13 protein-coding genes are annotated in these 14,755 nt (G+C 47.7%); 11 read left to right on the top strand and 2 right to left on the bottom strand.

Annotated features, from left to right (window positions below; all coding sequences use genetic code 11):
* The first annotated feature begins 94 nt into the window (after window positions 1-94).
* Window positions 95-553: a TspO/MBR family protein gene (locus tag POF51_RS19900; RefSeq protein ID WP_271755961.1), complete on the top strand. Its 459-nt coding sequence runs from the start codon at window positions 95-97 to the stop codon at window positions 551-553.
* A gap of 12 nt (window positions 554-565) precedes the next feature.
* On the opposite strand, the gene POF51_RS19895 is transcribed toward POF51_RS19900, so the two are convergent.
* Entirely contained in the window at window positions 566-1,858 is a 1,293-nt protein-coding gene (locus POF51_RS19895; RefSeq protein ID WP_069846133.1) for an amidohydrolase, read from the bottom strand.
* A 210-nt stretch (window positions 1,859-2,068) separates the two neighbouring features.
* Here POF51_RS19895 and POF51_RS19890 point away from each other — a divergent pair, with 210 nt between their 5' ends.
* The 9 genes from POF51_RS19890 (at window position 2,069) to POF51_RS19850 (ending at window position 11,265) form a co-directional block, all read left to right on the top strand.
* A complete protein-coding gene (locus POF51_RS19890; protein WP_017250708.1) occupies window positions 2,069-2,935 on the top strand; it encodes a MurR/RpiR family transcriptional regulator in 867 nt (288 codons plus the stop codon).
* Window positions 2,936-2,952: 17 nt separating this feature from the next.
* Entirely contained in the window at window positions 2,953-3,990 is a 1,038-nt protein-coding gene (locus POF51_RS19885) for a serine hydrolase domain-containing protein (protein ID WP_069846130.1), read from the top strand.
* 25 nt (window positions 3,991-4,015) lie between these two features.
* Window positions 4,016-5,299, top strand: coding sequence for an ABC transporter substrate-binding protein (locus tag POF51_RS19880; protein WP_271755960.1), 1,284 nt, complete (start codon window positions 4,016-4,018; stop codon window positions 5,297-5,299).
* A gap of 66 nt (window positions 5,300-5,365) precedes the next feature.
* Window positions 5,366-6,331, top strand: a complete 966-nt coding sequence (locus POF51_RS19875; RefSeq protein WP_271755958.1) for a carbohydrate ABC transporter permease — start codon at window positions 5,366-5,368, stop codon at window positions 6,329-6,331.
* Between the two features lie 33 nt (window positions 6,332-6,364).
* Complete coding sequence (locus POF51_RS19870) at window positions 6,365-7,189, top strand: carbohydrate ABC transporter permease (protein WP_069846125.1); 825 nt, start codon at window positions 6,365-6,367, stop codon at window positions 7,187-7,189.
* Window positions 7,176-8,156: an N-acetylglucosamine kinase gene (locus POF51_RS19865; protein WP_271755957.1), complete on the top strand. Its 981-nt coding sequence runs from the start codon at window positions 7,176-7,178 to the stop codon at window positions 8,154-8,156. Before POF51_RS19870 ends, POF51_RS19865 begins: the two co-directional genes overlap by 14 nt.
* Before the next feature lie 127 nt (window positions 8,157-8,283).
* Window positions 8,284-9,696: an ATP-binding protein gene (locus POF51_RS19860; protein ID WP_271755956.1), complete on the top strand. Its 1,413-nt coding sequence runs from the start codon at window positions 8,284-8,286 to the stop codon at window positions 9,694-9,696.
* 12 nt (window positions 9,697-9,708) lie between these two features.
* Window positions 9,709-10,023: a DUF3870 domain-containing protein gene (locus POF51_RS19855; protein ID WP_007725309.1), complete on the top strand. Its 315-nt coding sequence runs from the start codon at window positions 9,709-9,711 to the stop codon at window positions 10,021-10,023.
* Window positions 10,024-10,050: 27 nt separating this feature from the next.
* Window positions 10,051-11,265: a sensor domain-containing diguanylate cyclase gene (locus tag POF51_RS19850; protein ID WP_271755953.1), complete on the top strand. Its 1,215-nt coding sequence runs from the start codon at window positions 10,051-10,053 to the stop codon at window positions 11,263-11,265.
* Here the strand turns inward: POF51_RS19850 and nhaC are convergent.
* Complete coding sequence (gene nhaC / locus POF51_RS19845; RefSeq protein ID WP_017250716.1) at window positions 11,262-12,614, bottom strand: Na+/H+ antiporter NhaC; 1,353 nt, start codon at window positions 12,612-12,614, stop codon at window positions 11,262-11,264. The two genes, POF51_RS19850 and nhaC, sit on opposite strands and share 4 nt — an antisense overlap.
* A 361-nt stretch (window positions 12,615-12,975) precedes the next feature.
* Between nhaC and POF51_RS19840 the strand changes: the two genes are divergently transcribed.
* Entirely contained in the window at window positions 12,976-14,673 is a 1,698-nt protein-coding gene (locus tag POF51_RS19840; protein WP_271755951.1) for a hypothetical protein, read from the top strand.
* Window positions 14,674-14,755 lie beyond the last annotated feature (82 nt).

Genomic DNA, 14,755 nt, shown 5'->3' with positions numbered 1-14,755 from the left:
CCCATAAGAAAAAGAAATCTCTGAAACTAGCATGAAAAGAGAAGACCCACTCATAGATATAGAAAAGAAAGAAGAGGAAAGGGTGACTTCCTGGATGAGATTGGTGCACAATATTCTTCTATTTCTTGCAGGAGTGGTCGTTTATTCACTTGGTGGTCTTGCTTTTCCAGACGGTGGGGCCTGGTATGCTTCCCTTGCCAAGCCCGATGGAACACCGCCACTCTACTTGTTTCGTATCATCTGGTTCATTTTATACGCACTCATAGCATGGTCGTTACTGATCTTGATTCAAACGAAGCAAATAGACCGCGAGCTTTTGCTTCTATATGGAATCAATTGGTTTTTTCATCAACTTTTTTTCGTCTTGTTTATCGGTTATCAACTGCTCGTGTTGGCTGCGCTGGATACCATTCTGGTGATGTATTCGACATGGGTGCTCATTCGCGCCATTCGTCCCCACCATAAAATCGCATCCTCGCTGCTCATTCCCTATTTCATGTGGAGCGTGTTTACCATGTGTCTCGCGATTGGCTTCTGCCTACTCAACCTGTGAGCACAAAAGCAATTACAGACCCTCGACGAGTCGGCTGGCTCGTGCTGTCGCTTCTCTCTTTATTTCCTCCCAATGGAAGGCTTGGAATTGGCGCTGATGCATCAAGATTTCTCCATTCACAATGGTTGTATCCACATCGGCTCCCGTCGCGCTGTATGCGAGAAGGGCAGGAATGTCATGGACAGGCTGGAGGTGCGGTTTATCCAGATCGATCAGGATGAGATCAGCTCTCTTCCCAGCTTCCAGAGTTCCGACCTCGTGATCGATCGCAAGCAGCTTCGCACTTTCGATGGTAGCCATGCGCAAGGCTGCTTCGGCAGGAAGTACCGTCGGATCACCGTGCTTGAGCTTTTGCATCCAAGTCGCGGCTTTAATCTCGGCAAACATATCGAGAGTCGTAGCACTGCCAGCACCGTCTGTTCCCATCCCGACAGTGACCCCAGCCTCGATCAGCTCTCTGACAGGGGCGATGCCGCAGCCGAGCTTCAAATTGCTGACAGGATTATGTGCGACCCCGCCTCTCATCCCGTGAAGAAGTGCGACATCGGAGTCATTCAAATGAACAGCATGCGCGAGCAAGACGTGCGTGTCGTGGAACATGCCCAGTTCATGCAAATACTCCGTGGGAGTCTGATTGTACTTGGCCCGGATTTTCTCTCCTTCCTCAATCGTTTCAGCCAGATGGATGTGGAGCGGGATTTGGCGCTTGCGGGCAAGCTCGATGACTCCTTGCAAAGGCTTCGGAGGGCACGTATAAGGAGCGTGCGGACCGAGCATCGTCGTGATTCTGCCATCGCCAGCCCCCGTCCAGTTGTCGATGAGGTCTAAGGCTTCGGCCATTCGTCGTCCTCCGTCATCCTCGAAAAAGACCATGCCGCGAGTCAAGGAAGCGCGTATACCGGAATCAAGTACGGCTTGGGCAACAGCATCCATATGCACGTACATATCGGCAAAAGCGGTCGTGCCAGAAGCGATCATTTCCGCGATTCCAAGTGTCGTTCCCCAGTAGACATCTTCTCTTGTCATTCGGGCTTCAGCCGGGAGCATCTTTTTGTCCAACCAATCCATCAGCTTGAGATCATCTGAAAAAGCACGCAGCAAGGACATGCTGGCATGGTTGTGCGCGTTGATGAGACCGGGCATCGCGACTCTATTTTTAGCTAGTATGACACGGTCTGCTTCCTCTTCAAGGGATGGTCCGATTTTGGCGATTCGACCATCCACGATCCAAATATCCCCGAGAAATGGCTTCTCTCCCTCAACCATCGTCAATATCATGCAGTCTTTAATCAATAACGTTTTCATGGAAAAATCCTCCTTTTTATTCCTGTTAGCGATGCAAGCGTAAAGCCTGACGCCACGAGAAAGTCAAGGAGGGAATTTTTAGAAAAAGAGAGAACAAATTCAGAAGAGTTGTGCTGAGCTTCGTGGTTTTGAAATATTGTTTATTAGATAACAATTGACGAGAGAAATAATGCTACATAAAATGTAGATAAGATTTGGGGGAAGAAAGCGATGTCACATATGTTAAATGGAGGGCTTGTCAGCCTACAAGCAATCTTGGATCAATTGAAGCCTTCGGAGCGAAAAGTCGCTGATTATATCCTGGCTCACCCGGAAGATGTCGTGAAGCTTTCTGTCCAAAAATTGGCGGAATTGAGTGGGGTTTCTGAGGCGACGATTATCCGTTTGGCTCGCTCTCTAAATATGAAGGGATATCAGGAGCTAAAGCTGCGCGTCGCAGGAGATTTGACGAAACAGACGGCGATGGGCAGTTATCAGGAGATTATGATGGAGGGTTCAGTTGAATCGATTATGCAAGCGGTCAGCTGGAACAACATTCAATCCATCCAAGATACGCTCTCTGTCTTGTCCAACGAAGAAGTAAAGAAAGCAGTCGACGTGCTGTCAGTAGCCAGGAAGATCGATGTCTACGGCGTCGGTGCATCGGCAGTCATCGCTGACGATATCCGGCAAAAATTTTCGCGGATTAACTTGTGGTGTGAGGCTTATTCGGATTTTCACGCACAATTGACGTCGGCAGTCACTTTAACGGAAAAAGACGTGGTTATCGGCATATCTTATTCAGGACAGACCGAAGACATTATTCAATCGTTGACGGAGGCCAAGCAGCAGGGAGCGACCATCATTACCCTGACCAAATTCGGACCCTCGCCAGTAGCCGAACTAGCCAACATCCGTCTGTTCACCAGCTCGGTAGAAAAAAGCATTCGCAGCGGAGCCATGGCTTCACGCATTGCCCAATTGAACGTCATCGATATTTTGTTTATTACCATGATCAGCAGGATGCAAGAGCAAGTCATTCCCCTGTTGGAAAAATCAAGGCTTGCTGTCAGTCGGACGAAACGCTCATCGACGTAGGAGAAGGGAGGGAATACATGGACGATCTGGAGCTGCTATTGCAAGGATGGGTGGACAACGGTTTGCTGCCGGGAGCTGCCTTGCGAATCATACGTGATCATCGTATCTGGTATGCGTATGATGTCGGAACGACGAGTATCACCAAAGACCAGCGGGTGACGCCGGATACCATGTTTGACCTGGCGTCGCTCACCAAAGTGACAGCGACGCTGCCTGCTATCCTCTTGCTCGTGCAGGAGGGAGTGGTAGCGCTAGATGATCAGATTGGCCGATTTTTTCCCGATTGTCCCGCTGATAAAAAGCGGATCACACTCGCGCAACTGCTTGCGCATACCTCAGGAATGCCAGCAGATTTGGCAGAGAGAAGACGCGATAGCGCGATCGATTTGCCAGAGTTGTTGTATGCGCAAGAATTGATTCACGAGCCAGGGACCCAAGTAGTTTACAGTGATTTGGGCATGATCTGGTTGGGCCTCGTTATCGAGCAAGTAACCGGAGAGCGCTTGGACCAGTTTGTTACCCGACGCATCTTCACCCCATTGGGCATGGTACATACCGTCTACTGTCCAAATCGACAAATTTATCGGAATATTGCGTCTACTGAGCATTGCAGACTCACCAACGCCTACATTACAGGCGAGGTTCATGATGAGAAAGCATTTGCGATGGGAGGGGTTGCCGGACATGCTGGACTATTTTCAACGGCTGACGATCTGTGCCGATACGCGATGAGCTGGTTGTACCAAGATCCTCGAATACTTGCGAGCGAATGGTACGAACTGGCGATTCGCAATCATACGGAGCAAGCATGGGGGAGTAGAGGGTATGGCTGGGAGCTCAATCAAGCACACACCACCTTGAGCTGTGGAAGCGGCTTGCATCGTAAGAGCTTCGGGCATACGGGCTTTACTGGAACCAGTATGTGGATCGACCCGGAGCAACAGTTTGCTGTCATCTTTCTCACTAACGCCGTTCATCTAGGCCGCAATCATCAGCTTCGGCAATTACGTCCGATTTTGCACGATGCTATTACGGCCCAGCTTTTGCAGACCTAAGAGAAGAAAAAGGGGAGGGTTTCGCATGAAGCAATTTCGTTTGCGCTATGTAGCTTCAATGGTGTTGGCTGCAGTTATGGTGGTGACAGGATGTAGCAGTAGAGGAACCGAAACAGAGTCTGGCGGCGGGCAGAGTGGAGGACAGCAGGTAACACTCTCGATGCATAGCTGGCGTGTAGAAGACACGGAGGGCTACAAAGCCATCATCAAAGCTTTTGAGGCAGACAATCCGAATATCAAGATCGACTTCAAACCATCCAAAGCAACGGAGTACAATACCATTCTGAACACAGCGCTCCAAAGCGACAGTGGTCCAGATATTTTGCAACTGCGTCCTTACGCTCCAGGGATTACCCTAGCTGAAGCTGGACATCTGGAGCCTCTCGACAATGTACCAGGAATATCTACCATACCAAAAGACGTCCTCGCAGCGGCCACAGGTAAAGATGGGAAAGTCTACGGTGTCCCACTATCCCTGAACTCCACCCAATTTTACTACAACAAGAAAATCTTCGAGCAAAATGGCCTTCAGGCACCGAAAAGCTGGGATGAGCTGATCGCGACAGCCAAAACATTGAAAGAGAAAGGAATCGTCCCGATTTCTTTCGGAGCAAAGGAAGGCTGGCTCCTCTCTCTCAGTCATGGTGTGATTGCTCCAGCTAGCTACAACGGAACGGACTATCTCGACAAGCTGCTGAAAGGAGAAAGTGACCTGAAAAGCGCCGAGTTCCTCCAATCCGTGCAGCGTATGCAAGCACTTATCCCTTATTTCCCGGAAAATTATGTGGGTCTCGAATTGAATGATATGCGGACGTTGTTCGCCACGGAAAAAGCAGCGATGTTTATCAATGGCAGCTTTGAACTGGAAGGAATCAAAAAGCTCAACCCCGATTTGCCACTTGATTTCTTCCCGATGCCAACCGATGACGGAAAACAAGTCCTGACAACCTGGGTCGATGGTTCCTATGCCGTCAATGCCAAGTCCAAACATAAAGCAGAGGCATTAAAATTCATGGAATTCATGGCGACGAAAAAGTTCGGGGAGCTATTCGCAAATCAGTTCAAACGAATCAGCGCGGTGCCAGGTGTATCGACTGACGATCCGTTGGTAAACAAGATGGCAGAGCTGTCCCAAACAAGCGCCACACCTTATTTGATGGTCGTCAACTTCGCGGAAGGAAAACCGACTACGAAGCAAACATTGGAAAACGCCCTCCAAGGCATGTATTTAGGCAAGCTCACCCCTAAACAGGTCGTAGAAGAAGTACAAAAGTCGGCAGCTACCTGGTTTCCTCCCTTTAAAAAGTAGAAAGTAGCAGATGGAAAGGGGAGTGGACCTGAGTTGGGTTCACTCCCGGCTTCTGAATAGACCGCGATGATTTTCGTAAAAAAGGGGTGGGGTATCATCGAGACGGTAAATAGGAAAAGCATTCGAACAAAGGGGCAAGTGCGGTGGCTGATTCACTTGTTTCCGTTGCCTGCGCTTGTTATTTATACGTTGTTTGTCGTGTACCCGATCTTTTCGGCATTCTTATACAGCTTGTACGACTGGAATGGCATCAAGCGCGGGGTTTTTGTCGGACTGCAAAATTTCATTACGCTGTTTACAGTAGAGCCTTTGAACGAAATGTTCTGGAATGCTTTTCGGCATAACGTCTTCTACTTTGTGGTCGAAATGATTGTGCAAAATGGGATAGCTTTCGGACTGGCTTTTCTCATCTATCGCAAAATACGAGGTTCCGGGTTCCTCAAGATCGCTTATTTCATGCCAAGGCTGTTGTCTGTTATTGTCATTGGGTTTTTATGGAAGTTAATCTTAAATCCGAATTACGGTGCACTCAATACGTTTTTGGGAAAAATTGGTCTAGAAGAGTGGGCCAGACCATGGCTCGGTGACCCGGATACAGCGCTTCTCGCGATTATTTTGATTAACTGCTGGTTTGGTATAGGCTTTGCCATGCTGATCTTTTTGGCGGGACTTCAGTCGATCCCGGAGGATTTGATCGAGGCGGCAAGGTTGGATGGGGCAACAGGCTGGCGGATGCTGTGGAAAATGATTTTGCCGCTGTGCATGCCAGCGATCACGATTATGACGATATTTACGTTCATTCAGGCGTTTGAAGCATTCGAGCTCGTCTACGCCATGCAAGGCTCGATGGGTGAGCCGTTTTATTCGACGGATACGCTGGCGGTTTACTTTTATCGCATGGCATTTAGCAGCGGAGCTGGGGATGTCACACTTGGACTCGGTTCGGCGTTGGCTGTCGTGTTGTTTTTTATCGTGGGATCTGTGTCGGCGCTGTCACTCTATTTGATGAGGAAACGAGAAGTCCAACACTAGTTGCGTATTCCTGAGTGGAAAGGAGGATGCGATGTGAAGATGACTGTGGGTGGGAGAGCTGTATCTTATGTGCTTGCGTATTTATTTGCGTTAATCGCACTATATCCGATCGTACTGATGATTTCTTCTTCCTTGAAAACAAATATGGAGATATTTGCGAGTCCGCTCTCGCTTCCGAAGACGTTTAGCCTGGATACGTATAAAAAGCTGTGGGAAGCCGTGCCTTTTGCTGATTTTTTATGGAACAGTGTATTCGTCAGTGGCATGTCTGTCATGTTGATTACGGTTTTTTCAGCGATGGCGGCTTTTTACTTGTCGCGATTTTCTTTTAAATGGACAGGGGGGCTATACTTCTTTTTCATTATTGGCCTGATGATTCCGATCAAGCTGGGGATCGTTCCTTTGTTTTTGCTGATGAAGAATCTCGGGCTCTTGAATTCATTGTGGTCGCTGATTCTGATTTATACGGCGAGTGGTATCCCGATCTCTGTTTTTATTTTGACAGGCTTCTTTCGGACGTTGCCGATTGAGCTGGAGGAAGCGGCGCGGATTGATGGGTGCAGCCATTTTCAGGTGTTTTGGCGCGTGCTCTTGCCGCTGATTCGTCCGGCCTTGGCTACGGTAATCATTATTAATTTCATCCATGCGTGGAACGACTTTTTCTTCCCGTTGATTTTCATTCAAGAGGAAGCGCTCAAGACGATTCCGGTAGGCATGATGGTGCTGTTTGGAGAATATGAAACGGATTGGAGCCTGTTGTTTGCTGGGCTCACTTTGTCTGCCTTACCGATGATCGTCGTATTTTTGATGGCATCGCGGCAGTTTATGGAGGGGTTGACGGCAGGTGCAGTCAAGTAATGCGGAAAAGTGGTTTATCGGGATCGATGGAGGCGGAAGCAAAACCAGGGCAGCGATCTGCAATGAGACGGGAGAGGTACGGGTAATTGTGGTGGGGGAATCATCAAACCCGCTCTCCAGGAGCTGGGGGGATGTGGAAGCTACTCTGCGCCAACTCATTGATGCTGTGAGAATAAAGGCAGGTGCCAGAGAAGAGGAAGTAGCCGGGCTGTTTATCGGGCTTGGCGGTGCAGATCGTCCGCAGATTAAGGAAAGAATTCAACATGCCTTTGCCGAAGAGTGGGGAGAACGGCTGCTGATTGATAACGATGTAATCGCAGCTCTTTATGCGGGAACATGGGGGCAGCCAGGCGTCGTTCTCCTTGCCGGTACAGGTTCGATTGCCTGTGCCTTTTCAAAAGACGGAGCGCGGCACCGCGTAGGCGGATGGGGGTATTTGGTAGGAGATGAGGGCAGCGGGTTTGATTTGGGCAAAAAAGCGGCAATCGCTGTATTGCGCGAATACGATGGGCGCAGTGAATCGACAGTACTGACGCGTATGTTTATGGACCACTATGGCGTAGAACGTCCTGATGAGCTGATCAACCTGATCTACGGGGGAAGCAATCCGCGAATGGAGCTGGCAAAAACGAGTCAGCTCGTGGAACAAGCCGCAACACTAGGCGATGCGGTGGCGAATGCTTTGATCATGCAAGCAGTGGAGGATTTGCTAGAGTTGGCCGATGCTTGCTTACAAAAGGTCCAGGAGCCTGTACCGGTCGTTTTGGCGGGGGGATTGTTAACTGCCGGTACAAACCTTCGGGAACAACTGGTTGCGAGAGCTTCGTTTCAAACAGTGATTCCCACGGTTTCACCTGTCGTCGGTGCACTGGTCGCGGCAATTACGAGGCTGGGCTTGGCTGTTGACGATAAAATGGCAGAGCAACTGCGTGTGAGCGCAGCGGTACTGGAAAAATCGCACATTTAAATTTTCCGGGGGATGGAAACAACAGAACGAATAGGGTAAAATTGGGTGAGAATAGGATTTGAGAACGTTGCAGGCTATTTCCGTAATTTGGAGTAGCCGTTTTCTCGTCCCAGGAGGGAGGGGCACGATGAAAAACTTATTGGACAGTGGATGGAGAAGTGGTCATCTCTATCGTTCCTTCTTTGATCAAATGATTCAGGCCACTTTTCTGCTCGATCAATTTGGTAGAGTTTTTAAAGGCAATCCTGCCTGCCAAGTGTTGAATGGCTACTCCGTAGAAGAATGGGAAGGGTCCTCATTTTGGAAGCTGGCTGTTTCGGAAGAACAGGAAATAGTACGCCTTCAAACGCAATTTGCGATGAATGGCGATCCGAGACCTTTTTACACCGCTTTTCGTCATAAAGATGGGACAAATATTCCTGTGCACATTACATATGGAACTTTTTGGGAGGAAGGCACGTCTATTGGGTATTATGCGATGGTGCAGAGGCTGCCGGCCGCGTTTGGGGACGGATATGGTTCCAAAAGGTGCAGAGTATTGGATATTTCCGGTGAAGGTGCGTTCATCTACCATGCTGGGGAGCTTCAATACGTCAACCAGGCAGGGATGCAACTAGTTGGGGCTTCCGGCTTGGACGAACTGTTATGGTATCCTTTTCAGTCGTTTTTCCATCCCCGTGATGTACCGAAGATCAAGGGACTCCTCCGCATTTTGGAGCAGGGGGAAACGGCAGCGCCGATTGAGGTTGAGCTGATCCGCTTGGATGGAAGTCGGACGGAGGTAGAAGTGTGTGGAACATCCGTGCCGATGCAGGACAAGCCCTCTATGTACATACTGATCCGAGATATTACGGAACGCAAACGGGCGCAAGAATTTTTGCAAAACTCGGAAAAACTCGCGCTAGTCGGGCAATTGGCGGCAGGGATCGCACATGAAATACGCAATCCGCTTACCTCGTTAAAAGGCTTTGTGCAATTAATGCAAAAGGATGGCATGAGAAAGCCAGAGTATTTTTCGATCATGAGCTCGGAATTGGCGCGGATCGAGATGATTGTCTCAGAGCTGTTGGTCTTGGCGAAGCCGCATACCGCGGTGTTTGAAGCCCGCGATCTGACCAACCTGATCACGCATGTGGTGACGCTCTTGGAGACGGAGGCGATTTTGAAAAAGGTCATGATTCAGGTCGTTTTCGAATCGGAAGTCCCCTTGATCCACTGCGATGAGAATCAGTTGAAGCAAGCCTTCATTAACTTTTTGAAAAATGGGATCGAAGCGACCGCAGGGAATGGAGAAATTGTGATTCGACTGCGATGTGAAGATGACCGAGTCGTCATTCGGTTTGAAGACAATGGAGTGGGTATCCCGGCCCATCAGCTGGCGAGATTGGGAGAGGCTTTTTTCACGACGAAGGAAACGGGGACGGGCCTGGGATTGATGGTGAGCCGCAAAATCATCGAGAACCATCGGGGGACTCTGCGGTTGATAAGCACTCCAGGTAACGGAACGGCAGTCGAGGTATGCTTGCCGATCAGCAGCTAGGAGGACGACTGGATGAACAAAAATACGGTACTGACAGCAGGCTTCGCCCAAATCCCCAAGGGAACTACCTTGTACGAGGTTTCTACCATGGTAGGCTGTGTACTCATCATTGATGTAGACGCCGAAGTGATTTGCGATGCCAGCTTTACCTTTGTCATGGACAAGACGAGCGAGTTTTTAGTGAGCTTGCTTGTAGGCAAGACGGTTGCAGATGGAATGCAGGAGATCACAAAGGCGATCCAAGAACGTTTTTTAGCACCTGGTCAGGGAGCTGTCTTGCAAGCCATCCGTGCAGCTATTGAGCGATATCATGAAAAAAAAGCGTAAAGCTACCCAATAGCCGGAGGGTTGAATATGCATGAGAAGCACGACGTTAGAGAAGCGTATGCAAGACAGTTGTTGGAGCGTTATAGCCAATGGCTCAGCAACATAGAAGAAGTCGAGCTTGGCGAGGTTGAAGCTTTATCGCGTGAGGTAGACGTTATGCTGTCGGAACAGGACAGTGTCTTGCATGCGGAGCTGCTGAAGCAGATTGTGGAGCTGCGAAATAAGGTAACCGAAATGATGTGGATCTCCGAGCACATGAAGATTTTACACGACCTTAGCCACATTTTTGCGAAAACGTTTGAGGAAAGCAAAATTTTGTGGAAAGCATTCGAGCTGGTCTCGCGTGTGATGCGAGCAGATGCTTTCTTTATTGCCTTTTATGATGAAGGCGACAGTGAGATCAAAATTCCGATCAGCATCGATGATGGGGTCAATTACGGTCCGCTCACGATTCCCTACGGGCAAGCAATGGTGTCCAAAGTGATTGATACACGGGAAACAATCCACATCAAGACGATGAAAGACGAGCCAAGTGAGCCAGAAATGATCCGTTGGGGAAGTCCGGAAATTGATACGAATACATGCATTTTCGTTCCACTCATGCTGGGGAATCAGATCAAGGGCGTTGTTTCTGCCCAGTCTTATCGCGAATTCGCCTATAAAAAAGAGCACGAGGAACTACTGAAAATCATTGGTTTTCAGGTAGCAAGTGCTATCGAAACGGCGCGTTTGTATGAGCGAATGTACCAGATGTCGTTTCAGGATGAGCTGACAGGGATTGCGAACTATCGTGCTTTCCATCGTGATTTGGAAAAGTTGCTGAGTGAAGAGGATGCGTCTGTCTCTTTGATCATGCTGGATTCAGACAGCTTAAAAGCGGTGAACGACCATTACGGTCATCATGCAGGGGACGCACTGATTAAGCAAATTGCCGAAGCGATGAAAGAAGTGGCGGGACCAGAGGATACTGCCTATCGTTATGCGGGAGACGAGTTCATGCTGCTCTGCCCAGGATCGTCCCTAGAGATAGCGGAGGAAAAAGCGCATGCCATTCGGGAGTATTTGCGCCTGCGCCCCTTAACACAGGACGATTGCTGCATCTTGATTGCGGTCAGTGTCGGCATTGCGCGCTACCCTCAAGACGCAAACACGGCAGATGGCTTGAAGCGGGCAGCAGATGAGGCACTGTACCGCTCCAAGCGCAAAGGAAAAAACTGTACGACCGTGTATGCAGCCGGCTAAGCTTTCTGCCGACGCATGGCGAATAGAAACGTCAAAATTGGCGAGATCCACAGGTAAATAACATAAGGCAAGTATTCCAGTGTGGATACATGCAAGGTAGCGGTAAAGAATGCACCACTTACCCCCCATGGAATGAGTGGGTTGACGAGTGTCCCGCAGTCTTCTAGAGTACGAGACAGTCGTCTGCCCGCCATTCCGCGAGCTGCGAATGCTTCACGGAACATCTGTCCAGGGAGTAGGATGGACAAATATTGTTCTCCTGTCAGCAGATTCACGAGAATAGAAGAAGATCCGGCAAGTCCGACCATCTCAGCGTCTCGTTTGATTCGATTGATGAATCCGGAAAAGAGTGAATGAAACACACCGCTGTATTGCAGGATGCCCCCTAAAGACAAGGCAATCAAAATCAAGGCGAGGGACCAGGTCATTGACAACAGTCCACCGCGGTCCACAATTGATGCAACGGCTTCATTGGCGATATTGCTGACGAAGCCTTTTTGCATGACAGTCATCCATTCGACGGGAGAGGTAACGCCTTCCGAAAGAGCAGCTGTGACAATCCCGCTCAAAATCCCGAAGACCAATGTAGGTAAAATCGGTTTTCGCAGCGCTGAACATAACAGGACGACGAATGCTGGCAGCAACGATAAAAGGCCAAGCGAGAAGTTTTGTTCCAAAGCAAGCTGGATTTCTTGAATGGCGTCTAGGTTAACACTGGCACTTTGTCCTTGAAATCCGAAGAAAATAGCGGTAATGACAAGGGCAGGAATCGCAGTGCGTGACATGAACTTGACGTGCTCCGATAAGGAAACGCCTGCAATGGCTGCTGCAAAGTTGGTCGTGTCAGAGAGCGGCGACATTTTATCCCCGAAGCATGCTCCACAAATAATGGCTCCGGCTGTAATCAATGGATCAAGTCCGAGTGCAGTCGAGACCCCCATCATCGCGACCCCTACCGTACTAATCGTGGTAAAAGAGCTTCCTGTAACGGAAGAAACGATTACTGTCAGAAACAGGGCGGAGAGTGTGAAGTACTCCGGTGAGATGATCGAAATGCCGAGGTGCAGAATCATCGGAACGGTTCCACTCATCATCCATACCCCGATCAAAATTCCGATTAAGGAAAGAATCAGCATGGGGGCGATCGCGGTTTGAATTCCTTTGATCAAGCCCTCCTCCATTTGCTTCCACGGAACGCCGAACAGGAAGAGAAGAGTGGCAGCTCCAATGGTTGCGAGGAAGAGCGGCATATGCGGCTCAACTTTGCCCCAGAAAAGGGCGGGAAACAAGATTCCGAATACGGTGACAAGCACCCAAATGCTTTGCGAAAAAGATAATGGCTTGTTCATAATGGCAACTCCTTGTTAAATCAGGCTGAAGCAGTGAGAAGGTACATTTTTACTTTCGTACTTTTGTGCTTTCTTGCTTTTTTGCTTTTGTGCGTTCAAGTGTTAGTGGTACTTTATCCTGAATTACTTGTTTCGTCAACGAAATCGGGTGAATTCGGAATCGTAAAATAATTCAGGGTAGTGGGGTTTTTAGGATCGACCAGGTAACTTTGAATAGCAGGAAGTTATACGGCGAACTCAGAATATACTATTCTTTTGCACCATCCATACTCTGTGGAAATATCCTATTTCATACCAAATGTAATTCTTCTGACTCATGTAGAGGATATGGATAGAAAAGTTGTGCAAGGAGTGATCATCGGTGTTTAGGAACAAAGCGCTTACTACCAAGCCGCAAAGCAATCTAGCTAACGGAAAACTTCCCTCAAATAAGGATACCGACTTAAATGAACGTACTCAATTAATCGGTGGCGCTGCACTAACACCGAAAAAGGCACTACAATTGCAAAAGACTTTAGGAAATCGAACTGTCATACAGCTTATGATTTATTTTTCAGGGGATGAAATCGAAGAAAGAGATGAAGAAACAACTTTAACAGAGAGAGAAATGATGGAAATCATTCTGAAAGTAGGCAATAAGAATAAGCAAATACTGGACAAAAGTCCGCGTCCAGTTCCAAATGAAGAGGGAGTTTATCATATAGATGATCCATATAAACGTAAAGTATTTGCCAACTGGAGAACCCAAAATTATATAGAGTCAAATAAATTTCAAATTGGACATCAATATTTAAGCATACAAAATGGGAGGGGCAACTTCATAGCCGCTGGGGGAAACCAGCTCCATTCGCAAAAGACAAAGCGGGACGAAAATATGAAGGAGCCGCCAGCTGATTATGATAATTTGATTGAGGGCATGAAGCAAGAAGGGGCTAAAGATCCAGTTGCAATCATGATCTACAAATTAGCGACAGGAGGAAAAATAACAGGAAATGAAAGAGAAGCAGTTGGAGAAACAATAGAGAAAGAGATAAAGGAAGATACGAAACAAGAAGAAGATCAGGTATTTAAAAATGATAGATTATCAGATGTCGAGCTCTCTGTTATTTTGCTTTATTGCTTGAATCATGAGGTTCCCTATATGAAATGGCGCCGAACATACATGACTGAGTCCCTGCAAAAATTTGTGAGTATTACCGGTATCTCAGAGCTTGCTCGAAGTTTTGATGCCGAAAAAGTGGATGAGCATACCAAAAAAACTTCGAAGAGTCCTTACTCAGCGGAAACGTTAATAAAAATGAGCTTGAAGACACTGATACAGAATACAAGCAAACTTTCGGAGAAAGAGCCTCCAGAAATAGGACCGACGAAGATAACTACACTGAAAGAGTTGTTTTACAATGGGGATAATAGTATCTTTCTTGGCGCCAAGACAGGTGGAGGAGCTCAGGTTTTGAAGCATCCGCTCGATTCCAATTACGATAAAGAATTGAAACGACAAATGTCGATATTCCCTAAAAATAAGAAGATGTTTAAAGAACTGCTAAACTCAGTAACTAGAGGAAGAAAAACGATCTCCATAGAGGAGATAGAGCAAATTCGTAAGTCGTCTGAAGCTTTGATCGAAGCCGAGTGGACACGTTACTTAGTGGAAGTTGATACTTTGATTAAGGATATCAATGCTGCCCTCGATGATCACAAAGAAATATCAGACGATAACATCTACGATATGGAAAAGATTATTACCGTTTATGAGGGGTACCTGAGTAAAGTTGATAAAAAAATCAAGAGATTAAATATTGAGGTAGATAGATTTCAAAAGGCAGAGACGAAGGATGAAAAAGTAAATAATAAAATAGCTGATGCAACAACTAAAATAGGCCAGTTGAATGCTGTTCATCTAAAACTAAAAAATGTGATTGGGGAAAAGAAAAAAAGAAAATACGTTATGTACTGTAAAAAAACCAGAAGTGGTAGCGCAACTGTGAACAGTGATAGCACACTCAAGAACAGTGATGGCACAACAGAAGCGATCAAAAAAAAGCAAAAGACAAATTAATAATTAGATTGCCTAAACGGCAGTGATCAGTCAAGTCCGCTCCTCCTAAGAGGGGCGGACTTTTTTGATATGCTTCTTTATA

The sequence above is a fragment of the Brevibacillus sp. AG genome (genome assembly GCF_028369215.1).
In the GTDB taxonomy this organism is placed as follows: Bacteria; Bacillota; Bacilli; order Brevibacillales; family Brevibacillaceae; genus Brevibacillus; species Brevibacillus porteri.
This window is presented reverse-complemented; position numbering and strand designations above follow the sequence as displayed.

Coding starts and splice junctions, on each gene's coding strand:
- POF51_RS19885 (WP_069846130.1), top strand. CDS start 2,953: ATGGACGATCTGGAGCTGCTATTGCAAGGATGGGTGGACAACGGTTTG.
- POF51_RS19890 (WP_017250708.1), top strand. CDS start 2,069: ATGTCACATATGTTAAATGGAGGGCTTGTCAGCCTACAAGCAATCTTG.
- POF51_RS19880 (WP_271755960.1), top strand. CDS start 4,016: ATGAAGCAATTTCGTTTGCGCTATGTAGCTTCAATGGTGTTGGCTGCA.
- nhaC (WP_017250716.1), bottom strand. CDS start 12,614: ATGAACAAGCCATTATCTTTTTCGCAAAGCATTTGGGTGCTTGTCACC.
- POF51_RS19900 (WP_271755961.1), top strand. CDS start 95: ATGAGATTGGTGCACAATATTCTTCTATTTCTTGCAGGAGTGGTCGTT.
- POF51_RS19875 (WP_271755958.1), top strand. CDS start 5,366: ATGATTTTCGTAAAAAAGGGGTGGGGTATCATCGAGACGGTAAATAGG.
- POF51_RS19860 (WP_271755956.1), top strand. CDS start 8,284: ATGAAAAACTTATTGGACAGTGGATGGAGAAGTGGTCATCTCTATCGT.
- POF51_RS19850 (WP_271755953.1), top strand. CDS start 10,051: ATGCATGAGAAGCACGACGTTAGAGAAGCGTATGCAAGACAGTTGTTG.
- POF51_RS19895 (WP_069846133.1), bottom strand. CDS start 1,858: ATGAAAACGTTATTGATTAAAGACTGCATGATATTGACGATGGTTGAG.
- POF51_RS19855 (WP_007725309.1), top strand. CDS start 9,709: ATGAACAAAAATACGGTACTGACAGCAGGCTTCGCCCAAATCCCCAAG.